The sequence below is a fragment of the Caballeronia grimmiae genome (genome assembly GCF_000698555.1).
Lineage (GTDB): Bacteria > Pseudomonadota > Gammaproteobacteria > Burkholderiales > Burkholderiaceae > Caballeronia > Caballeronia grimmiae.
Genome location: NZ_JFHE01000006.1, coordinates 161289 through 183149, shown reverse-complemented (window position 1 = coordinate 183149; position 21861 = coordinate 161289). Strand labels below are relative to the sequence as shown.

Annotated in this window: 20 protein-coding genes; 6 read left to right on the top strand and 14 right to left on the bottom strand. The window is 64.2% G+C overall.

Annotation, left to right across the window (positions count from 1 at the left end; all coding sequences use genetic code 11):
• Positions 1-8: 8 nt before the first annotated feature.
• The 5 genes from BG57_RS09930 (at position 9) to BG57_RS09910 (ending at position 5797) form a co-directional block, all read left to right on the top strand.
• The gene (locus tag BG57_RS09930; protein WP_035962769.1) at positions 9-1481 is read left to right on the top strand and encodes an NAD-dependent succinate-semialdehyde dehydrogenase; all 1473 of its coding nucleotides are present in this window, start codon (positions 9-11) and stop codon (positions 1479-1481) included.
• Positions 1478-2446: a M14 family metallopeptidase gene (locus BG57_RS09925; protein WP_035962636.1), complete on the top strand. Its 969-nt coding sequence runs from the start codon at positions 1478-1480 to the stop codon at positions 2444-2446. The genes BG57_RS09930 and BG57_RS09925 overlap by 4 nt, the downstream gene beginning before the upstream one ends.
• Positions 2447-2455: 9 nt before the next feature.
• Positions 2456-2800, top strand: a complete 345-nt coding sequence (locus BG57_RS09920) for a cupin domain-containing protein (protein ID WP_035962635.1) — start codon at positions 2456-2458, stop codon at positions 2798-2800.
• A gap of 224 nt (positions 2801-3024) precedes the next feature.
• Positions 3025-4035 (top strand): ABC transporter substrate-binding protein, encoded by a 1011-nt coding sequence (locus BG57_RS09915; RefSeq protein ID WP_174447206.1) that lies wholly within the window; start codon positions 3025-3027, stop codon positions 4033-4035.
• A gap of 37 nt (positions 4036-4072) precedes the next feature.
• Positions 4073-5797, top strand: a complete 1725-nt coding sequence (locus tag BG57_RS09910) for a GMC family oxidoreductase (RefSeq protein ID WP_052005706.1) — start codon at positions 4073-4075, stop codon at positions 5795-5797.
• On the opposite strand, the gene BG57_RS09905 is transcribed toward BG57_RS09910, so the two are convergent.
• The 6 genes from BG57_RS09905 to BG57_RS09880 all read right to left on the bottom strand — a co-directional run bounded on the left by BG57_RS09905 (position 5785) and on the right by BG57_RS09880 (position 12133).
• Positions 5785-7212: an aldehyde dehydrogenase family protein gene (locus BG57_RS09905; protein WP_035962633.1), complete on the bottom strand. Its 1428-nt coding sequence runs from the start codon at positions 7210-7212 to the stop codon at positions 5785-5787. The two genes, BG57_RS09910 and BG57_RS09905, sit on opposite strands and share 13 nt — an antisense overlap.
• A gap of 19 nt (positions 7213-7231) precedes the next feature.
• Positions 7232-8029 carry an ABC transporter permease gene (locus BG57_RS09900; RefSeq protein WP_035962632.1) on the bottom strand — a complete coding sequence of 266 codons (798 nt, stop codon included), beginning with the start codon at positions 8027-8029 and terminating at the stop codon, positions 7232-7234.
• A complete protein-coding gene (locus tag BG57_RS09895; protein WP_035962631.1) occupies positions 8026-8937 on the bottom strand; it encodes an ABC transporter permease in 912 nt (303 codons plus the stop codon). Before BG57_RS09895 ends, BG57_RS09900 begins: the two co-directional genes overlap by 4 nt.
• Positions 8934-10268, bottom strand: coding sequence for an NAD(P)/FAD-dependent oxidoreductase (locus tag BG57_RS09890; protein ID WP_035962630.1), 1335 nt, complete (start codon positions 10266-10268; stop codon positions 8934-8936). The genes BG57_RS09895 and BG57_RS09890 overlap by 4 nt, the downstream gene beginning before the upstream one ends.
• Before the next feature lie 2 nt (positions 10269-10270).
• A complete protein-coding gene (locus tag BG57_RS09885; protein ID WP_035962764.1) occupies positions 10271-10984 on the bottom strand; it encodes an HAD-IA family hydrolase in 714 nt (237 codons plus the stop codon).
• Between the two features lie 72 nt (positions 10985-11056).
• Positions 11057-12133, bottom strand: coding sequence for an ABC transporter ATP-binding protein (locus tag BG57_RS09880; RefSeq protein WP_035962762.1), 1077 nt, complete (start codon positions 12131-12133; stop codon positions 11057-11059).
• Positions 12134-12234: 101 nt separating this feature from the next.
• Here BG57_RS09880 and BG57_RS09875 point away from each other — a divergent pair, with 101 nt between their 5' ends.
• On the top strand, positions 12235-13206 hold the full coding sequence (locus tag BG57_RS09875; RefSeq protein ID WP_035962629.1) for a LysR family transcriptional regulator: 972 nt from the start codon (positions 12235-12237) through the stop codon (positions 13204-13206).
• Here the strand turns inward: BG57_RS09875 and BG57_RS09870 are convergent.
• The 8 genes from BG57_RS09870 to BG57_RS09835 all read right to left on the bottom strand — a co-directional run bounded on the left by BG57_RS09870 (position 13120) and on the right by BG57_RS09835 (position 21799).
• A complete protein-coding gene (locus tag BG57_RS09870) occupies positions 13120-13536 on the bottom strand; it encodes a helix-turn-helix domain-containing protein (protein WP_035962628.1) in 417 nt (138 codons plus the stop codon). The two genes, BG57_RS09875 and BG57_RS09870, sit on opposite strands and share 87 nt — an antisense overlap.
• On the bottom strand, positions 13533-14702 hold the full coding sequence (locus BG57_RS09865) for an NAD(P)/FAD-dependent oxidoreductase (RefSeq protein ID WP_035962627.1): 1170 nt from the start codon (positions 14700-14702) through the stop codon (positions 13533-13535). Before BG57_RS09865 ends, BG57_RS09870 begins: the two co-directional genes overlap by 4 nt.
• Positions 14699-16087, bottom strand: a complete 1389-nt coding sequence (locus BG57_RS09860; protein WP_035962625.1) for an FAD/NAD(P)-dependent oxidoreductase — start codon at positions 16085-16087, stop codon at positions 14699-14701. Before BG57_RS09860 ends, BG57_RS09865 begins: the two co-directional genes overlap by 4 nt.
• Positions 16072-16383, bottom strand: coding sequence for a (2Fe-2S)-binding protein (locus tag BG57_RS09855; protein ID WP_035962624.1), 312 nt, complete (start codon positions 16381-16383; stop codon positions 16072-16074). The genes BG57_RS09860 and BG57_RS09855 overlap by 16 nt, the downstream gene beginning before the upstream one ends.
• Positions 16380-18215: an ABC transporter ATP-binding protein gene (locus tag BG57_RS09850; protein ID WP_035962623.1), complete on the bottom strand. Its 1836-nt coding sequence runs from the start codon at positions 18213-18215 to the stop codon at positions 16380-16382. The genes BG57_RS09855 and BG57_RS09850 overlap by 4 nt, the downstream gene beginning before the upstream one ends.
• Positions 18212-19144, bottom strand: a complete 933-nt coding sequence (locus BG57_RS09845) for an ABC transporter permease (protein ID WP_035962622.1) — start codon at positions 19142-19144, stop codon at positions 18212-18214. Before BG57_RS09845 ends, BG57_RS09850 begins: the two co-directional genes overlap by 4 nt.
• Positions 19141-20097, bottom strand: a complete 957-nt coding sequence (locus BG57_RS09840; RefSeq protein WP_035962621.1) for an ABC transporter permease — start codon at positions 20095-20097, stop codon at positions 19141-19143. The genes BG57_RS09845 and BG57_RS09840 overlap by 4 nt, the downstream gene beginning before the upstream one ends.
• A gap of 79 nt (positions 20098-20176) precedes the next feature.
• The gene (locus tag BG57_RS09835; RefSeq protein ID WP_035962619.1) at positions 20177-21799 is read right to left on the bottom strand and encodes an ABC transporter substrate-binding protein; all 1623 of its coding nucleotides are present in this window, start codon (positions 21797-21799) and stop codon (positions 20177-20179) included.
• Between the last annotated feature and the right edge of the window lie 62 nt (positions 21800-21861).

Genomic DNA, 21861 nt, shown 5'->3' with positions numbered 1-21861 from the left:
AGACCATCATGACGCAACGATACGAGCTGAGCGATCTCATTCGCGCCGATAACTTCATCGACGGCAAGTGGGTCGCGGCTGCAAGCGGCAAGCGCTTTGCCGTCACCGATCCCGCGAAGGGCGAAGTCATCGCGCAGGTCGCCGACAGCGGCCCCGCCGATGCGCGCGCCGCCACCGATGCCGCCGCACGCGCGTTCCCCGCCTGGCGCGATGCCTTGCCGAAGGAGCGCGCGGCGGTGCTGCATCGCTGGCATGCGTTGATCGTCGAGAACGCCGATGCGCTCGGCCGCCTCATCTCGCTCGAACAAGGCAAGCCGTTCGCGGAAGGGCGCGGCGAAGTGATGTACGGCGCGTCGTACGTCGCGTGGTTCGCCGACGAAGCCACGCGCATCTACGGCGACATCATTCCGCAGCAGCAGCGCGGCAAGCGCATGAGCGCGGTGAAAGAACCGGTAGGCGTCGTCGCGGCGATTACGCCGTGGAATTTCCCGCTCGCGATGATCGCGCGCAAGATCGCGCCCGCGCTCGCGGCGGGCTGCACGGTCGTCGGCAAGCCGGCGGAAGACACGCCGCTCACCGCGCTCGCGCTCGTGCTGCTCGCGCATGAAGCGGGCGTGCCGCCGGGCGCGTTGAACCTGATCAGCGCGTCGCGCGAGCACGCGCAGGAAGCGGTCGCGGACTGGCTCGAAGACGGCCGCGTGCGCAAGATCACCTTCACCGGCTCGACGCCCGTCGGCAAGTATCTCGCGCGGGAATCGGCGGCCACGCTGAAGAAGCTGTCGCTCGAACTCGGCGGCAACGCGCCCTTCATCGTGTTCGACGACGCCGACATCGAAGCCGCTGTCGCGGGCCTCATGGCATCGAAGTTTCGCAACGGCGGACAGACTTGCGTGTGCCCCAATCGCGTGTACGTGCAGTCATCTGTCCATGACAGGTTCGCCGACTTGCTGACGCAGCGCGTCGCCGCGCTGAAGGTTGCGCCCGCCACCGATCCCGACGCGCAAATCGGCCCGATGATCAACGCGCGCGCCGTCGAGAAGATCGAGCGCCATGTGAACGATGCCGTGAAGCGCGGCGCTCGCGTGCTCACCGGCGGCAAGCGTCTCTCGCAGATCGGACCGAACTATTACGCGCCGACCGTGCTGGCCGACGCCACGCCGGAGATGCAGTTGAGTTGCGAAGAAACCTTCGGTCCTGTCGTGCCGCTCTTCCGTTTCGACGATGAAGCCGAAGCCATCCGCGCCGCCAACGATACGCCTTTCGGCCTCGCGTCGTATTTCTACAGCCAGAATGCAAAGCGCATCGACCGCGTCTCGCGTCTGCTCGAAGCGGGAATCGTGGGCATCAATGAAGGTGCGCTGGCGAGCGAGGCCGCGCCGTTCGGCGGCGTGAAGGAATCGGGCTACGGACGCGAAGGCTCGAAGTACGGTCTCGACGATTATCTGTCGATCAAGTATTTGTGCCAGGGCGGTCTCGAATGAACGCGTATCCGATCGAGATCGCGTTTCCGGACATCGGCGCGCATGAGGCGGGCAATACCGGCGTGCCGTATGTCCATACCTTCGATTCGGGCATCGACGGTCCGCATGTGATGATCAACGCGCTCACGCACGGCAATGAAGTGTGCGGCGCGATCGTCGTCGATCAACTGCTGCGCGCGGCACTGCGGCCGAAGCGCGGCAAGCTCACGCTTGCGTTTGCCAACGTCGATGCATACCGCCGTTTCGATGCGGACCAGCCCGACGCATCGCGCTTCGTCGATCAGGACTTCAATCGCGTGTGGACCGCGCAAACGCTCGATGACGCCTCGCGCGATTCGAGCGAACTGCGTCGCGCCCGGGCGATGCGGCCCGTCATCGACACCGTCGATCTGTTGCTCGACCTGCATTCGATGCACGAGAAGAGCAAACCGTTGATCGTCGCGGGGCCGCTCCACAAGGGCATCGAACTGTCGGCGCGGCTCGGCACGCCCGCCACCGTGATCTGCGACGAAGGCCATCCCGAAGGCCGGCGCATGCGCGATTACGAAGGCTTCGGCGATCCATCGAGTGCGAAGAACGCGTTGCTCATCGAGTGTGGCCAGCACTGGGAAGCGAACGCGGTGACGGTCGCCCGCGACGTGACCGCGCGCTTTCTCGTGCTCTCCGGCGTGATCGACGAACAAGACGCGCCCGAAGGATGGATACAGCCATCGCCGCCGGAAATGCTCGTCGTGCGCGTGACGCAACCCGTCGTCGCAACGAGCATGGATTTCCGCTTCGCCGCCGGTTACACCGGTCTCGAAGTGTTTCCCGATGCGGGCAGCGTCATCGGCTGGTCGGAAGGCAAGCCTGTCGAAACACCGTACGACGACTGCATGCTCGTGATGCCTTCATTGCGGCAACTGCGGCCCGGCGTGACGGTCGTGCGACTCGGCAAGATAGAGCGACGAATCCAACGTACTTGAGAGCGAGACATGAAAGTTCAGCAGATCCGGCACAGCGTGGCGATTGAAGGACTCGAAGACTGGGGCACGGCCGGACTTCCCGGCACGCGGGAAATCAGGGTATCGGGCGTGCAGAAGGTCATTCCCGGCAGCGAAGCCATCGATACCGGCGTGTTCGAATGCACGCCCGGCACGTATCGTCGCGCGGTGAAGCAGGCGGAGGTCATGCATTTTCTCGCGGGCAGCGGCCGCTTCACGCCCGACGGCGAGGACACCGTGCACTTCGCGGGCGGCGATACGCTCTTCTTTGCGGCGAACACCGAAGGCACATGGGAAGTCGATGAAACCATGCGCAAGGTCTATGTGATCTTCTGAGCGGCATAACATCAGGTCATGGTCACTCCAACAATTGCGGCGTTGCCCTCGCCTAATTGACTCAATATATTTTGAATCATCCCCGCGTCGTCGCCGCTTCGGACTCAAACCGGGCGGGGCCGCGCGACCTGCAACAGGTCCACTGCTTCAACCTTGTCGAGGAAAACGCCGTGATTAAGATTGCAAGGTTCCGCTGTCCACACATTCCCGTTCGTCCGCTCGCCATGACATTGCTGCTGTCGGTCGCGGGCGCGGCGCCCGCCTTCGCGGCCGGCAAGATCACGTTCGTGTCGCAAGGCGGCGCCTATCAGGAAGCGCAGACCAAGGCGATTCTCGATCCCGCCGCGAAAGAGCTGGGCATCACCATCAACCAGGACAGCATTCCGGATGCGTGGCCGCAGATCAAGGCGCAAGGCGCGACGGGCAAGCCGATCTGGGACGTCGTCGACACGCCGACATCGAACTGTCTGCGCGGCGGTCGCGAAGGTCTGCTCGAGAAGCTCGACTTTTCGAAACTGCCCAATGCCGCGAGCATTCCCGAGAAGTACCGCACGCCTTATTCGGTGCCTTACGAGTTCTATTCGACCGTCATCGGCTACAACAAGAAGACGCTCAAGAAAGTCCCGCAAAGCTGGAAAGACTTCTGGGACGTGAAGAACTTCCCTGGCACGCGCGCCTTGCGCAACGACCCGACGACCGTGCTCGAAGCCGCGCTGCTCGCGGATGGCGTAGCGCGCGACAAGCTGTATCCGATCGACGTGGATCGCGCGTTCAAGAAGCTCGAAGAGATCAAGCCGCACATCACGGTATGGTGGACATCGGGCGGCCAGTCCGCGCAATTGCTGCATGACGGCGAAGTCGACATGACGATGATCTGGAACGGCCGCGCAAGCGCCGTGATGAAGGACGATCCGAACGTGGCGTTCACCTTCAACGACGGCATCCTGCAGAACACGCAGCTTTGCATTCTCAAGAACGCGCCGAATCTCAGCGACGCGGTGCGCTTCGTGAATGCAGCGGTATCGCCGGAATTGCAGGCGAATCTGCCGCTTTATATCGACTACGGTCCGGGTAATCCCGCTGCATTCAAGACCGGCAAGATCACCGACAAGCGCGCGGCCGAATTGCCGAGCGCCCCGGCCAATGCAGCGAAACAAGCGTTGATGTCGGAGGATTGGTGGGCGTCCGAGCCGGGCATTCAGGCGAAGGCCCGCTGGCTCAAGTTCATGCAGTGACGCGGCTCGCGCGCTCGCCGTGTTCGACGTGTTCGACGTGTTCGACTATCTGATCCTGGGCGGCGGCTCGGCCGGCTGCGTGCTGGCCGCGCGTCTTTCCGAGGATGCGCGCACGAGCGTCTGTCTCGTCGAAGCGGGCCGCGATATCTCCGCCCACTCGATGCCCGATGCGATCCGCAGCCGCTATCCGGGCCGCGCCTATCTGGATACCCGCAACATCTGGCAGGCGCTGAAAGCGCGCATGAGCACGCGCCCGGGATCGCGGCGTTATGAGCAGGCGCGGCTGCTCGGCGGCGGGTCGGCGATCAATGCGCTGATGGCCAATCGTGGCTCGCCCGCCGATTACGACGAGTGGGAAGCACTCGGCGCAACGGGCTGGAACTGGCAAACCTGCCTGCCCTACTTCCGCAAGCTCGAATCGGACTGCGACTTCAGCGGCGAATATCACGGCAGCGACGGACCGTTGCGCATCCAGCGCACGCCGCCTTCGCGCATCTCGCCGTTCGTGCGTGCCGTGCTCGCATCGCTCGCCGAGCAAGGTCATGCCCTGCACGACGATCAGAACGGGCCGTGGCAAGACGGCACGTTTATCGGAGCCATCGCGGTGAGCGCGCAAGGCGAGCGCATTCCGACTTCGGTCTGCTATCTCGACGATGCCGCCCGCTCACGCAGCAACCTCACGCTACGCACCGACGAAGTCGTCGAGCGCATCCTGTTCGACGGCAAACGGGCGATTGGCGCGCGCATCGTTCGCGGCGACGGCACGCGTCACGATCTGAAAGCACGGCGCGTGATCGTATCGGCCGGTGCGATCCACAGCCCCGCATTGCTGATGCGAAGCGGCGTCGGGCCTGCGCAAGAACTCGCCGCACTCGGCATCGATGTCGTTGCGGACCGGCCCGGCGTCGGTCGCAATTTGATGGAGCATCCGTCGATTGCCGTGTCCGCGTTCCTGCCGCGCGCCGCGCGCACGCCGTTTCCCGGCGAGCATCACGAGCAGGCCATCGTGCGTTTCTCTTCCGGCTTGCCCGAGACCGTTCAGGGCGATATGCACGGCGCCATTCTTTCGCGCTCGGGCTGGCATTCGGTGGGTTATCGGCTCGGCACGATCTTTTTCTGGGTCAACAAGTCGTATTCGCGCGGACGCGTGACGCTTGCATCGCCGAATGCGTCCGATGAACCCAACGTCGATTTCGCCATGCTCAGCGATTCGCGCGATCTCGAACGACTGAAACTTGCGCTGCGCTTCGGCGCTGCGACGCTTGCATCGCCGATGATGAACGCCTCGCGCGATGCCGTGTTTCCGTCGAGCTATTCTCCGCGCGTGGCGGCTGTCGCCGTGCCGGGCAAGTGGAATGCGCTGCAGCGTGGCGCACTGAGCGCGCTGCTCGATGTGGCCGGCCCGTTGCGCGGCGCGTTGATCAAGAGCGTCGTGACGCAAGGCGTGACGATCGAAGACCTGCTAGGTGATGACGACGCGTTGACCGCGTTCGTCATGCGGTCAGTCGGCGGCACGTGGCATCCATCGGGCACATGCCGCATGGGTTCATCGGGCGACATGTACGCCGTCACCGATTCAAGCGGCGCGGTCTACGGCGTCGACGGCCTCTATGTATGCGATGCCTCGCTGATGCCGTCGATTCCCTGCGCGAACACCAACGTGCCGACCATCATGATGGCGGAGCGCATTGCCGATGCATTGCGCGGCGCACGGCCAGCCGAACTGGCGAACGCCGCGCAAACGGCAAACTACGCCCCGTAGCCCACGATGCCCTTCACTTCGAGAAACGCCTCCAGTCCCCACTCGCCGTACTCGCGTCCGTTGCCGGACTGCTTGTAACCGCCGAACGGCGAGCCCGGGTCCCACGCCGGATGGTTCACGTAGACGCTGCCCGCGCGCATCCTCATCGCGACGCGGCGCGCCCGCTCCTGATCCTTCGACTGCACGTAAGCCGCGAGGCCATACGGTGTGTCGTTGGCTATCGCAACGGCTTCCTCTTCATCGCGATACGGCATGATCGCGAGCACCGGCCCGAAGATTTCCTCTCGCGCGATGGTCATCGACGGATTCACGTTCGCGAACACCGTCGGCTTCACATAGTACCCGCGCGCCAGTCCTTCGGGACGTCCGGGGCCGCCCGCAACCAGCGCCGCGCCCTCGCTCATGCCGATCTCGATCATGCGCTGGACACGTTCGAACTGCACGTCGCTGACGACGGGGCCCATCGTCGTGCCGGGCGCATCGGCGGGGCCTACGCGATGCTGCCGCGCCGCGCGCACCGCGATGTCCACCGCTTCGTCGTGACGCGATGCGGGCACGAGCATGCGCGTCGGCGCATTGCACGATTGACCGCTATTGCTGAAGCACGCGTTCACGCCCGCCGTCACCGCTGCGTCGAAATCGGCGTCATCGAGCAGGATGTTCGCGGACTTGCCGCCGAGTTCCTGATGCACGCGCTTCACGGTCGGCGCGGCGAGCTTCGCAATCTCGACGCCCGCGCGTGTCGATCCGGTGAACGACACCATGTCCACGTCCGGGTGCGCGGAAAGCGCCGCACCGACGGTCGGGCCATCGCCGTTGACGAGATTGAAAACGCCTCTGGGCACGCCCACCGCATCGACCATTTCGGCAAAGAGCACCGCGTTCATCGGCGACACTTCACTCGGCTTGAGGACCACCGTGCATCCGGCGGCGAGCGCGGGCGCGACCTTGCACACGATCTGATTGATCGGCCAGTTCCACGGCGTGATGAGCGCCGCTACGCCGACAGGCTCGTGATTGATCAACGTGGAGCCCTTCATGCGCTGCCATTGAAAACGCTCGACCGTTCGCAGCGTCTCCTCGATATGCCGCTTGCCGAGCCCGGCCTGCCACGCATGCGCGAGCTTCTTCGGCGCGCCGATCTCGCGCATGATGACGTCGGCCATTTCGTCGTAACGCGCGAGATACGCGTCGAGCAAACGATGCAGCAACGCGACGCGCTCTTCGATGCGGCTCGCTGCGAACGAGGCAAACGCACGTCGCGCGGCGGCTACGGCGCGATCGGCGTCGCGGGCATCGCCGAGCGCGACTTCGCCGATCGGCTCTTGCGTCGATGGATCGATGACGGCCAGACGCCTGTCGCCAATCGGGTCGACCCACTCGCCATCGATGTAGAACTGCTGCAAATGTCGCATGTTTTCAGGGGTGAAATGGTCAGGCTCGCGCCACGGAAGATGAGCGCCGGCTCACGACGACGATCATCACGAGGCACAAGGTCAGCGCCGTCAGCATCGTGCTGATGGCGGCGATGGTCGGATCGATTTCATCGCGCAGCGTGACGAACATGCGGCGCGTGAGCGTCTGGTTGTTGCCGCCCGAGATGAACAGCGCGACGACGGTTTCATCGAGCGCCTGAATGAACACGAAGACCGCGCCGGAAATCACGCTCGCCTTGATTTGCGGCAGCGTCACCGCCATGAACGCGCGAAAGCGATTCATGCCGAGACTGCGCGCCACCATCTCCTGCGTGCGGTCGAACGTGCGCAGATCGGCGCCGACGGAGATCAGCACATAAGGCAGGCCGAGCATCGTATCCGCGATGACGAGACCGCCTAGCGTGTTCACATAACCCATCTGCGTGAAGACGAAGAACACGCCCACCGCGACGATGATGATCGGGACCATCAGCGGCAGCATCAGCAGCGGACGCAGATAGCGCAAGGACGGATGCGATCCGTACTGAATGCCATACGCCGCCGCGATGCCGAGCGGCGTCGCGATCAGCGCCGCGCACGAGGAAGCCGCGAAGCTCGTCTTCGCCGCGTCGATCCACGCGGGGTTATCGAAGAACGCGTGATACCAGCGCAACGAATACGCGGGTGGCGGGAACGTGAGAAAGCGCGCATCGGAGAAGGAAAGCGGCACCACGATCACCACCGGAATCATCAGGAACGCGAGAATCAGTATCACCGATGCACCCAGCGTCACGCGGCCGAACGACCATGTATTCATTTCGCCCCCAGCGTCTTTTCGAGCGGAATCACGCGGCTCACGGCATAGAAGATCGCGAACACGCAGATGAGCAAGACCACGCTCACCGAACTCGCCGCGCCCCAGCTGTTGTAAATCTCGACATTGCGGCTCACGATCATCGAGACCATCATCGACTTGCCGCCGCCCATCAGCTCGGGCGTGATGTAGAAGCCGAGACACAGCACGAAAACAAGCGTCACGCCCGCGAGCACGCCGCTCATCGAAAGCGGAAGGAACACGCGCAGAAACACGTGCAAGGGCGATCCGCCGAGACTCGCGCCCGCTTGCGACAGATTGGGCGCAATCTTCTGCATCGCGGAGAAAAGCGGCAGCACCATGAACGGCAGCAGAATGTGCACCATCGCGATGATCGTGCCGAACTGGTTATATGAAAGCTGCAAGGGACGGTCGATCAGGCCCATGCCCAGCAGCGCCTTGTTGATCAGACCCGTGCGCTGCAACAGCACGAGCCACGCATAGGTACGCACGAGCACGCTGGTCCAGAACGGCAGGATCACCATGCCGAGCACGAGGGCGCTCCATCGCGGCGATAGCGACGCCGCGAAGTACGCGACCGGATAGCCGAGCAGCAACGTGATGAGGGTCACGATGAAGCTGAGCTTGAAGGTCAGCAGGAACGTGTCGAGATACGCGCCCGTGAAGACGCGCCTGTAGTTCACGAGCGAAACCGCGCCATCGTGCACGAACGATTGCCACGACAGCCACACGAGCGGCGCGACCAGCAGCACGATCACGACGAGCAGCGCCGGCGTCATCAGCAGCAGCATCGTGCGGTCTTCGCGGCGTTGATGGCGCACCGTGGGGTCGAGCGTCGCGGCATGCATCACGGCGGTGTCCTGGAGTATCCGTTTGGCTGTCGTCATCATGCACCTACCGCGTCTAGAAACTGATACCACGCGGCGACGAGCCTCACGCCCGGCGCGCGCAGCGTATGAAAGGGCACCGGCCGCAGACCGTTCTGCGCGAGCAAGGCAAGCTCGGGCGTTTCGCCGAGCGCGAGCGCAGCCGCATGCTGGCCGATGAGACTTGCCATCGCGACGCCCGCGCCGTTATAGCCGAGGCAGAACGTCGTCGCATCGTCGCTGCGGCCCACGTGCGGCAGCGCGTTGAACGTCATGCCGACGTAGCCCGACCAGCGATAGTCCACCGCCACGTCCTTCAATTGCGGGAAGAGCGCGATCATCGCGCGTTGCAGCGCATCGAAGCCAGTTGGCTCGCCTTCCTTGCCGAACGCATCCCGGCCGCCGAAGAGCATGCGGCCATCGACCTTGCGAAACCACTTCATCATGCGCCGCGTTTCCGTATAGCTGCGGCGATTGACCATGAGTTGCGCGTCGAGATCGGACGGCAACGGCGCGGTCGCGATCATCGCGCTTCTGAACGGCACCAGTTCGCGGTGATACGAAGCGGTGGCATCGGTGAGATTGGAATACGCGTTCGTCGCGACGATGACCTGCTTCGCGCGAACACTGCCGCCGGGCGCGCGCAGATGAACCCGGCCGTCCTGTGCGCGCGACATGTCAATGACGGGCGTCGATTCATAGATGGGTACGCCGCGTGCGGTCATTCCCGCTGCGATGCCGCGCACGTATTCGAGCGGCAGGATGGTGCCCGCATCCGCGCTCAACACGCCGCCGACGAAGCCCGCCGATCCCGTCTCGTGCGCCACTTGCGCACGCGACTGCACGGTCATCGACGTATCGTTGAGGGACGTGCGCAGCCAGTCCGCTTCGGCGCGGATCGACGCGAAGGCGCGCTCGGTATGCGCGCACCGCAAGCTGCCGGACCGTTCGAAACCAGCGCGTTCGAGCTTGAATTCGTCGACGAGCGCCTCGACGGTGCGCACGCCATCGTGCGCAAGCCGATGCATGCGCTTCGCCACGTCGATGCCGTGCGCGCTCGCGATCGCCGGAAACGACACGCGAAACTTGGACGACACCACGCCGCCGTTGCGCCCGCTCGCGCCCCAGCCGACCGGGTTCGCATCGAGCACCGCGCATTCGACGCCGCGCTTTTGCAGCGCATACGCGGCGCTCAAGCCCGAATAGCCCGCGCCGACGATCGCGACTTCGACATCGATATCACGTGCGAGCGGCGCGCCCGTGCTGACTGGCGCATCGAACGCAGGCACGCGGGCGGCCATCGCTCGCCATAGCGATTCCGGTTGCGGGCGAAGCGGAGCGGACGGAGCGCGCATCGTCAGGCCGCAGCGCGGACTTCGTCGTCGACGGCATCCGCGAGCGCGGCCAGCGTCGCGAACTTCCACGTTGGTTCGGTGACGGCTTCCGGCACCGGCGTCGCGCCGAAGCCTTTCATGCCCTGACGCCGTTCGATCCAGCACGTCGCGTAACCGAGCTTCGTCGCGATGCCGATGTCGTGATACTGGCTCTGCGCCGTATGCAGAATCTCTTCGAACTTGTAGCCGAACGCGGCCTGACGTCCGCGGTTATAGGCAAAGAATTGCGGATCGGGCTTCGCGACGCCGGTTTCATCGCAACAGACGGTATCGTCGAACGGATCGCCGAGCGTGTGCGCATACGCCGACAACGCGACGCGATCGGCGTTCGTCATCGCGACGAGACGGAAGTGCTTGCGCAGGCGCTTCAACGCGGCCACCGAGTCTTCGAATGCAGGCCATTCGAGCACGTCGCGCTGGAACGCCGCCGCCGATTGCTCATCGTCCGGGAGACCTAACTTCTTTGCCAGATGCAGATACACGTTCGCCATCTCATGGCTCGAACGGCCGGGATACGTCGCGCGCCCTTCCATGTAGGGCTCGAAAATCTGCTCATCGGTCAAATCACGGGCTTTCGCGCCGCCGAGCCGGCGCACGGAATCCAGCACGCCCTTTTCGAAGTTGATCAGCGTGCCGACGACATCGAACGTCAGAACCTTGAAATCGGTGAGATTCATTGCTTCATCCTCTACGGGTTGCATCGCTAAGTTGACAGTCGAAATCGCCCGTGCACAGGCGGTGAATGGAGATCAGGCCGCGACCACGATCGTGTCTTGCGGATCGAGCGCCACGGTCATCGAGCCGCCCGGCGCGGGAATGCGCTTGCGGGCGTCGTGGCCGCCCGGCTGGCGAAGACTGATCGCGGTGCCGTCGGCAAGGGCCGCGAACACACGCAGGCTTTCGCCCTGATACAGCACTTCGGTCACGCGGCACGACAGGCGGTTCGCATGAGCATGACGATTCTCGCCGTCGATCACGAGCTTCTCCGTCTGCACCGCGAGCAACAGCTTCTGACCGCGCGGCAACGGATGCGCCGTGCGCAGGATCGTGTCGCCGAGCCGCACGGCATCGTCGCCGGCGCGCGTGACGTCGAGCATCGTCGCTTCGCCGATGAAGCTCGCGACGAACGCATCGCAAGGGCGGTCGTAAAGACGCTCGGGCGTGTCGATCTGCACGAGCTTGCCGTCTTTCAGCACCGCGACGCGATCGCTCATCGTGAGCGCCTCGCGCTGATCGTGCGTCACGTTGACAATGGTCGCGCCAAGCTGACGATGCAGCCTGCGCAATTCGATCTGCATCGTCTCGCGCAATTGCTTGTCGAGTGCGGAGAGCGGTTCGTCCATCAGGATCAGTTGCGGCTCGAAGACGATCGCGCGTGCCAGTGCGACGCGCTGCTTCTGCCCGCCCGAAAGCTGATGGATGCTGCGGCTTTCATAGCCTTTGAGTTCGACCATCGCGAGCGCGTCGGCCACGCGTTTGGCCCATGTCGATTTCGGCTCGCGGCGTGCGCGCAGCGAGAACGCGACGTTCTCGCCCACCGTCATGTGCGGAAAGAGCGCGTAGTTCTGAAAGACGATGCCGATGTTCCGCTTGTGCGGCGGCGCGAATGTAATGTCACGCTCGCCGACCCACACGCTGCCCGAAGTCGGCTGGACGAAGCCGCCGAGAATGCCGAGCAGCGTCGTCTTGCCCGAACCCGAAGGTCCGAGCAGCGAGACGAATTCGCCCGGCGCGATATCGAGCGAGACGTCATCCAGCGCGGTCACCGCGCCATAGCGCCTCGTGGCGGACCTGATCGACACTCCGGTTTTAGCGCGTGCGTCCATAACGTTCGTCTCGTCCAAAAGAGAGAGGTTGAGGAAAATACTAAGCCGCGATGTTTTTGACGGCAATTCCAAAATTGTTGGATCGGGCATAACATGAAGTCATGCCCAACCTTCGAAAGAAACTGCCCAGCGCGAATGCGCTCTTCGTGTTCGAAGCGGCCGCGCGCTGCGGCAACTTCACCCGTGCGGCGCAAGAGCTTTACGTCAGCCAGCCAGCAGTCAGCCGCATGCTCGCACGGATGGAAGACCATATCGGCGTGCGGCTGTTCGAGCGCGTGCGCGGCGGCATCGAACTAACGGAAAGCGGCGAGATTCTTTATCGGAAGATATCGGAGGGTTTCAGCGGCATAGAAAGCGCGATACGCGAAATCGAAGCCCGAGCGACCGGCGTTGAAACCGTGACCTTGTCGGTGTCCACCGGCTTCACCACGCACTGGCTGATGCCGCGCATGAGCCGTCTGAATGAGGCGTTTCCTTCCATCGACTTGCGCTTCCAGTTGATTTCGGGGCGCATAGGCGGGCCGCTCGTCGATGTCGATCTCGGCATGCGCTTCGTGCACGACGAGGACATCGATGAAAACGCCGTGCTCGTGATGCCCGAAATCCTTCTGCCGGTATGCAACCCGCGTTATCACGAGCTTGCAAAGACGCCGGCGGCGCGCGCGCACGGCGATACGGTCATCGTGATGGACGACGAAGAGCGCGGCTGGCACGAGCGTTTTCATGCATTCGCGTCCAGGCAGCGTCATGCGGCCGGCATGCTGCGCTTCAACGACTATGCGATCGTCGTGCAGGCGGCCTTGCTCGGTCAAGGGCTCGCGCTCGGCTGGCTCAACGTGACATCGCACTGGCTTGCGCAAGGCGCCCTGGTGCCGGCCGAAGAAGAGCTCATCGTCACGAGCCGCCGTTGCTGCCTGCTCACGCCGCCGAACCGGCCGGTGAGGCCCATCGTCGCGGCCGTGCGTGAATGGATCATTCAGGAAGCATCAAGCGACATGCGCACGGTCGAAAGCACTTACCCGCGCCTCGGCCTGCACAACGCGCTTCTTCAGACCGGCATCGAACTCGGCTGAACGCGCCTTCTCGCGCGTGCGTTCGATGAACGCGCTCGGCGTCATGCCGCATAAGCGCTTGAAATGCCGCGCGAGATGGCTCTGATCGAAGAAGCCCACTTCCGTGGCGACGACCGATCCCGGCACGCCCGCGAGCAACAAGGTCTGCGCGCGGCGCACGCGAAGCTCGCACAGATACTTGTACGGCGACAGCCCGAATTGCTCGCGGAATACTGTCGCGAAGCGCGATACGCTCAGCGCCGACAGATCCGCGAGTTGTGCGAGACTCACGGTCTTGTCGAAATTGGATTCGATATAGGCGAGTGCATCGACCAGATTGGCTTGGCTCATGGCGAAGTTTCGGAAGTCACCGATTCGGCTTGCGTCGACGATGTACGTTGAAATCGTCTGATGGAAAACGATGAAAGGTCGATGGGCGTGCTGCCCGTATCGAGCAGCTCGGCAAGCGTTTCGCCGACGCCCGGGCCGATCTGAAAACCCGATCCGCTGAAACCGAATGCGTAGAACAGGCCATCGACTTTGGAACTGGGGCCGATGATCGGCTCCGAATCCGGCAGATAGCTTTCCACGCCGCTCCATACGCGAATCACTTGCAGCGGGCGCATCGCGGGCACCATGCGGACGAACTGCGCCAGCTGCGCGACGGTGTTCTCGGGCAACACGGCTGCGCGGCGCGTGACCGGATCGGCGGGACCGGGCGGGCCGCCGCCCAGCACGATATTGCCGCGCGCCACCTGCCTGTAATACACGCTCTCCTTCTTGATCGACGTATAAACGCCCATCGACGTGCTGAACACGTAGGGCACCGGCTCGGTCACGGCCATCTGCGGACCGCGTGCGACGAGCGGCACCGGCTCGCCGGCTTGCGTCGATAGCGTATTGGCCCATGCGCCCGCGCAGATCAGCACTTGTTCGGCGCGATAGATCTCGCCCGTTGCGCTCTCCACGCGAAAGCCGCCCGCTTCCTTTTCGACGCGCACGACTTCCGTGTTTTCCACGATGCGCGCGCCCAGCCGCGATGCGGCGCGTCCGAAAGCGGGCGCGGCGAGTCGCGGATTCGCGTGACCATCGAAGGGCGAAACGGATGCCGCGAGCACCTCGCGGCCAAGATGCGGATAACGTCTGAACATCGCTGCGCCATCGAGCACTTCGAGATCGAGGCCATGGTCGCGCGCATCGGCGGCATAGCGATGAAAGTAGTCGGCATCGTGCGCGTGATAGCACACGCGCGTATGACCCGACGGCATGAACTCGACGTCTTCGCCCAGCAAATCGCGCGAACGCCGCCACGTTTCGAGCGCGCGATTGGACATCGCAAGCTGTTGGAGCGCACGCCCTTGCCGGCGCACGCCGCCGAAGTTGACGCCGCTTGCCTGCTGCCCCGTCAAGCCGCGCTCGAGCAGAATCACTGATCGCTGGCGGCGGCGCAGAAAAAAGGCAGTCGTCGTGCCGACGATGCCGCCGCCGATCACGATCACATCGGCGCGTTCGCTCATTCGCTCGTCTCCATGTCTGCTTGCGTCGCGATCGCCATCGGCAGCGGTTTGATGGGCGCCTGTCCGCGCAGCCGCCCCACTGCTTCGAGCGGCACGCGTGCTTCCGCCGCGATGACCTCCGCGCCTGCATGGGCGCAGAAGCGGCCCTGGCATCGGCCCATGCCGACGCGTGAAAACGCTTTCGCGCGATTCGCTTCCTTCGCGCCCATCTCGTTCACGACGCGCCGCAATTCACCCGCGGTAATCGCTTCGCATCGGCAGACGATGGTGTCGTCCGGCAATGCGGCGGCGAATTGAGCGGGCCACGGAAACGCGGCGCGCAGTCCGGCGGCGAAGCGCGTGAAGCGCTGCAACTGCAGGCGCAAGCGGTTAGCTTCGTCTGCGTTGCGCGTGACGCCGGTGTCCTTCAACACGGCCAATGCAGCGAGACGTCCCGCCCGTTCGGCTGCATCGGCGCCTCGCACGCGTGCGCCATCGCCCGCGAGATAGACGCCCTTCACGTTGCTGCGGCCGTCTTCATCGGCGAAGGGAAGCCACTGCTGCAACGCGTGATCGAAGCGGAATTCGCAGCCTGCAAGGTCCGCAAGTTGAGTCTCAGAACGAAGGTGATAACCGAGCGCAACGGCATCGCATGACACTTGCAGCGGCGCGCCATTAGCCTGCTTCACGCGTACGTTCTGCACGCCGGTCTCCGGCGTTCCTTCGATGGCAAGCGGCGTGATGCCGCGATGAACCGGCACGCGCGCATCCTTGAGCACACGCATCAACGCGATGCCTTTCTTCAACGTCGACGGAATCGCGAGCAGTTGCGGCAATGCGCGCACGCGTTGAGCGAACGTCGATGTATCGAGCACGGCGCTGACCGTCGCGCCGGCCTTCACGTATTGCGCAGCGACGAGATACAGCAATGGGCCAGTGCCCATCATCACGACGCGCGAGCCGATTGCGCAGCCCTGCGACTTCAACGCAACCTGTGCCCCGCCGAGGCTATACGTGCCCGCGTGATGCCAGCCGGGAACCGGCATCAGCCGATCCGTCGCGCCGCTGCAAATGATGAGCGCATCGAACGCCATCTTGCGATGATGCGTGCCGCTCACCACATGGACCGCGTTCGGCTCGATGTTCCACACGAGCGTATCGGGCACGTAGTCGATGTTCGCGCGCAACGCATCGAAGTCGCGATGCAAGGAACGCGCACGTTCCGCTTCTGTGCCGTAAAGCGCCTCGTAGGTGCGCGTGAATCCTTCGGGCTGCCGGCGATAAATCTGCCCGCCGTCGCGCCGTCCTTCATCGATGACGACCGGACGCAAGCCCGCTTCGACGAGCGCCTGCGCCGCGCGCACGCCCGCCGGTCCCGCGCCGATCACGATTACAGTCGCGGCCATAACCCCTCCCTGTCCGCCAGCCGTGTGACGATCGACATGCCTTCGACCGCTGGCGTCGTGCACGCACGCACGCGTTCGCCGTCCGCCGTCCACACCCAGCAGTCCTGACATGCACCCATCACGCAGAAGCCGGCGCGCCGGCCATCGCCGAATTCAGAATCGCGCAAGGCGTCCTGCGATGTCAGCAGCGCGACCATCAACGTGTCGCCTTCGGCTGCGAGCGCGCGCTGGCCGTCGATATGAATGGCGAAGGTCTTGCGCCCCTTCTCCGCGACCCTCACGAAACGTCCGCTCATGCCGTCACCGTGTCGAGCGACTGCATGCGCGCAAGATCGTCCGCGCTGTGATGACACAAAATCTGCGAGCCCGATGGCAGCGTCTTCTTCATGGGCGGCGTCACGTTGCATTTGCCGTCGATACGCGCGGCGCAGCGCGAGCGGAAGCTGCAAAGCTCTTGCGCACCGCTTTCCGGGCCCATCGCGGGCAACGCGGCAAGCGCCGTCGCGCGTCGCGCGTCGAGCCAGCCGGGACGCAACGCCGGAACCGAATCGACGAGCAAGCCCGTGTACGGGTGATACGGCGGATGCGAAAGCGCATCGCGCTGTCCGGCTTCGACGCACTGGCCTGCATACAGCACGATGACGTCGTCGCAGATCGCACGCACCGTCGATATGTCGTGGCTGATGAACATATACGACACGCGCAGTTCGCGGCGCAGTTCCGCGAGCAGATCCAGAATCGCGGCGCCGACGACCGTATCGAGCGCGGACGTCACTTCATCGCAGAGAATGAGCTCGGGATTCGCCGCGAGCGCGCGCGCGAGATTCACGCGCTGCTTCTGCCCGCCCGACAAACCGCCCGGCTGACGCTTCGCGATGGCTGCGGGCAGCTTCACGAGATCGAGCAATTCGAGCATGCGCTTTTGCGCCGCTGCGCCGCGCAGGCCGTGATAGAAGTTCATTGGCCGCGCGAGAATATCGGCGATGGTGCGGCTCGGGTTCAGCGCCGTATCCGCGTTCTGAAACACGATTTGCACACGGCGATATTGACCCAGCGTGCGCTCCGACAGCTTCGCGGGCAAGGGCTTGCCGTCGAGCAGAACGTCGCCGCGCGCACGATCGACGAGACCCGCGATCACGCGGGCGAGCGTCGTCTTGCCCGAGCCCGATTCACCGATCACGCCGAGCGTTGCGCCGCGTGCGATGGTCAGGCTCACGTCATCGAGCACGCGCACGGCCGGAACGCCGTTCGCATCGACACGGCCATAGCCCGCGCTCAGGTTGCGTATCTCCAGCAGCGGCGTTGCCTTCGCTGTTTGCGCGCCGTCGAGTTCGAGTTCCGGACGGCGCGTCGCCGCAAGCAACTGGCGCGTGTAGTCGTCGGCGGGCGCATCGAGCACTTGAGCCGTCGCGCCGTTTTCACGCACGCGTCCGTTATTCAACACGACGATGCGATCCGCCATCTGCGCGACCACGGCCAGATCGTGCGACACGTACACCGCCGTCGTGCCCAGTTCGCGCACCACGCCCTTGAACGCGGCGAGCACTTCGATCTGCGTGGTCACATCGAGCGCGGTGGTCGGTTCATCGAATACGACGACAGCGGGATCGGTGATCATCGCCATCGCCGCCATCAGGCGCTGTAACTGCCCGCCGGATACCTGATGCGGATAACGGTCGCCGATGGTTTCAGGATTCGGCAACGCGAGCGAGCGAAAGAGGCCGATGGCTTTCTCGCGCGCGGCGACGGCCGTCATCAGCTTGTGGAGCAGCGCGGGCTCGGTCACCTGATCCATGATCGTGCGCGCCGGATTGAAGCCTGCCGATGCGCTTTGCGCGACATACGCGACGGTGCGCGCACGCAAGGCGCGGCGGCCCTTTTCATCGAGCGCGAGCACATCGACATCGCCGATTCTCACCGAGCCGCCCGCAATCGCGCATCCCGCGCGCGCATGGCCGAGCAGCGCCAGCGCAATCGTCGTCTTGCCCGAACCCGACTCGCCGATCAGCGCAAGCACTTCGCCCTTCTTCACCGTGAAATCGACGCCCTTCACGATCTCGACGACCGCATCGGGCGCGCTGCCCGCGACCACGCGCAAGCCCTTTACTTCGATCATGTCCGTCGTCATTTCGCGCCTCCGTGCGAACGCGCGCCATGACGGCGCAGGCTGTCGATCAGCAGGTTGACGCCGACCGTCAGCGTCGCGATGGCGACCGCCGGCATCAGCACCGCGGGCGCGCCTTCGGAAAGACCGCCGATGTTCTCGCGCACCAGCGAGCCCCAGTCGGCGTTCGGCGGCTGCACGCCGAGGCCGAGGAAGCTCAGGCCCGACAGCAGCAGCACGATGAACACAAAGCGCAGGCCGAAGTCCGCGAGCATCGGATGAATCATGTTGGGCAGCACTTCGACGCGCGCGATATAGAAAAGCTTTTCGCCGCGCGCGTTCGCCACCTGCACGTACTCGAGCGTCATGATGTTGACCGCCAGTGAGCGCGAGATGCGGAACGCGCCGGGGATATAGGCGAGCGCGGCGACTGTCATCAGCATCGGAATGGACGAGCCGAATGCCGCGATCACGACGAGCGCGAGTATCTTGCTCGGGATCGAGATGAGTGCATCGAAGAGGCGGCTCAGCACTTCATCGACCCATCGGCCCGAAACGGCGGCGATGAGACCGAAGCACGTGCCGATGACGCTCGCCGCGACCGTCGATGCAAGCGCGAGACCGACCGTGTGCTGCGTGCCGTACAGGATGCGGCTCAGCATGTCGCGGCCGAGGTAGTCGGTGCCGAGCAGATGCGCCGCGCTATATGACGCGAAGATTTCCGTCGACGTGAACGCGCCGCCTTTATACGGCGCGACGAGCGGCCCGATGAACGCGACCGCGAGCCAGAACACGACAAGCGCAAGACCGATCAGGCCGAGCACGGAGAAGCGATGCACGAGGCGGCTGACCGCGCCGCGCCTCGCCGGAGCGGGTGCCTGCTCTTGCGGGGCGTCGGCGGGCGGCTGGTCGTATAGCACGGTGGTGGCGTGAGAAGAGACGTTCCGGTTCATCGTTGACGCAGCCTCGGGTTGGAGACGATCTGGGCCAGATCGGCGATCAGAACGAGCGCGAGATACGCCGCGCAGAACACCATCACGCAGCCCTGAACGAGCGGCATGTCGCGATTGGTGACGGCATCCACCATCAGGCTCGCAAGGCCCGGATAGTTGAAGATGGACTCGACGATCACCACGCCGCCGAACAGATACGACAGCGACAGCGCGACCGCATTGGCAATCGGTCCGATGGTGTTCGGCAACACATGCCGCAACACCACGCGCATCGGGGAAGCGCCCTTTAGCACTGCCATCTCCACATACGAGGCGTTGAGCTGATCGAGCACCGCCGCGCGCGTCATCCGCGCCATCTGCGCGACGATCACGCAGCAAAGCGTCATCACCGGCATTGCATAGGTACGCACGAGCGCGCCGAACGACGACACGTCCGACAGATACGACAGCGCCGGCAGCCAGCGCAGCTTCACCGCGAAGATCAGCACGGCAATGGTCGCGACGAGGAACTCGGGCACGGCGACCGTCGACAACGTGAGGACGTTCAGCGTGCGATCGAGCAGGGAGCCGCGATACATCGCCGACAGAATGCCGATGGTGAGCGCGAGCGGCACGGACACGAGCGCCGTCAGCCCCGCGAGCACGAGCGAATTCGGCAAACGCGTCGAGATCAGCTCACGGACCGGCAGATTGTTCGACAGCGACGTGCCGAAGTTGCCCGTCACCACATGCGCGAGCCATTGCAGATAGCGCGTGAAGGCGGGTTGATCGAGACCGAACTGATGCCGCAGCGCGGCGACCTGTTCGGGCGTGGCCGCCTGGCCGAGCGCCTGCTGTGCAGCATCGCCCGGCAGGAGGCCGGTGATGCCGAATACGATCATCGACACGATCAGCAGCGTCAGCAGCGCGAGGCCGAGGCGCGCGGCGACGAGTCGTTGCGCGTGAACTTTCATCGGATATCGCCTCTCGTTCGAAGGGTTGATATCGCGCGCCGTATCGTGGAAACGGCGCGCGTCCGCTGCTAGAGCACGCTCATGCGTCGAGCCACACGTTCTCCGCGAACATCCAGCCCATCAGGCCCGCGAGCGGAATGCCGCCCAGACCCTTGAGCTTCGCGGTGTGCGCATCGAGCGAACTTTGGAACATCGGAATGCCGACGCCGCCATCCTTGTGCACGAGTTCCTGCATGTCGCCGTAGATTTTCTTGCGCTTCCCATCGTCCGGCTCGCCTCGTGCGGCGACCAGCAGTTGATCGAACTGGGCGCTCTTCCAGTTCGCTTCGTTCCACGGCGCGTCAGACTTGAAGAACTGCGTGAAGATGACGTCCGCGCTCGGGCGCGCATTGATGTTGCCGAAGCCGAGCGGATGCTTCATCCAGTGGTTCGACCAGTAGCCGTCCGACGGCACGCGAACGACCTGCAGATTGATGCCGGCCTGTGGCGCGACCTGCTGCATCAGCACGGCCATCTCGACCGAACCCTCCGCCGCCGGCGATGCGTAAAGCTGAATCGGCGCGTTGCCGAGCTTCGCCTTCTGGAAATAGAACTTCGCCTTCTCGGGATCGAACGTGCGCTGTGGCAGGCCCGCCATGTAGTACTTGTTGCTCGGATCGATCGGCTGATCGTTGCCGATCGCACCGTAGCCGCGGAAGATGGTCTTGCGCATCTGCTCGCGATCCATCAGGTGCATCATGCCGCGCCGGAAGTCCGCGTTGCCGGTGATGCCGCCGTCGTCGCGCATGATGAGATCGGTGTATTGGCCGGTCTTCGTTTCGAGCACCGAGAAACCCGGCGTCCCCTTGATGCGCTCCGTCGAACGCGCGCTTACCGCGTTGATGAGCTGCACGTCGCCGGACATCAGCGCATTCACCCGGGCCGGTTCATCTGCAATCCCAATCAATTCCACTTCGTCCAGATGCGGCATGCCGGACTTCCAGTACTTCTCGTTGCGCACGCCCACGGTGCGCACGCCCGGCGAAAATTCCTTGAGCTTGAACGGCCCCGTGCCGACGGCCGTTTTGAAATCGGTCGTGCCGTCCTTGATGATGAGAAAGTGCGAAGCCGCGAGGATCACCGGCAAGTCCGCATTCGCGCCCGTCAGCGTGATCGTCAGCTCGTTCGGACCGGTCGCCTTGATCTCCTTGAACTGATCGGCAAGCGTCTTCGCTTTCGAGCCGACCGCCGGGTCTTTATGGCGCATCAGCGAATAGGCGACGTCCTGCGGCGCGAGAGATTTGCCGTCGTGGAACTGCACGCCGCTGCGCAGCTTCACGACCCACACGGTTGCGTCGTTCGTGTCGAGCGATTCGGCGAGCGCCATCTTCGCGCCGAGGCGGTTATCGAGTTCGGTGAGACCGCTATAGAACATGAAGGCGCGGGCGTAGTCGGTGCCTAGCGCGCCCTTCGCGGGATCGAGCGTATCGGCGGCGGACGACGATTGCGTCGCCACGCGGATGCGGCCGCCCTGCTTCGGCTTGTCTTGCGCGAACGCTGCACCGCTCGCCGTGAGCAGGCCCGCGCCGGTCATCGACAGCAGCCCGCCCGCGGCCATCGCGCGAAGGACGTTGCGCCGCGACGCGCCACGGCGCGTCAGTTGCTCGAGCCGTTGACCGGCATCGGCGTGGGCGATAGCTTCAGGCGTTTTGTCGATGCTCATGGACTTCTCCGCGATTGGGGGGCTATGAATGTGCGACGGCTTCGTTGTTTGCTGCGGGCCGC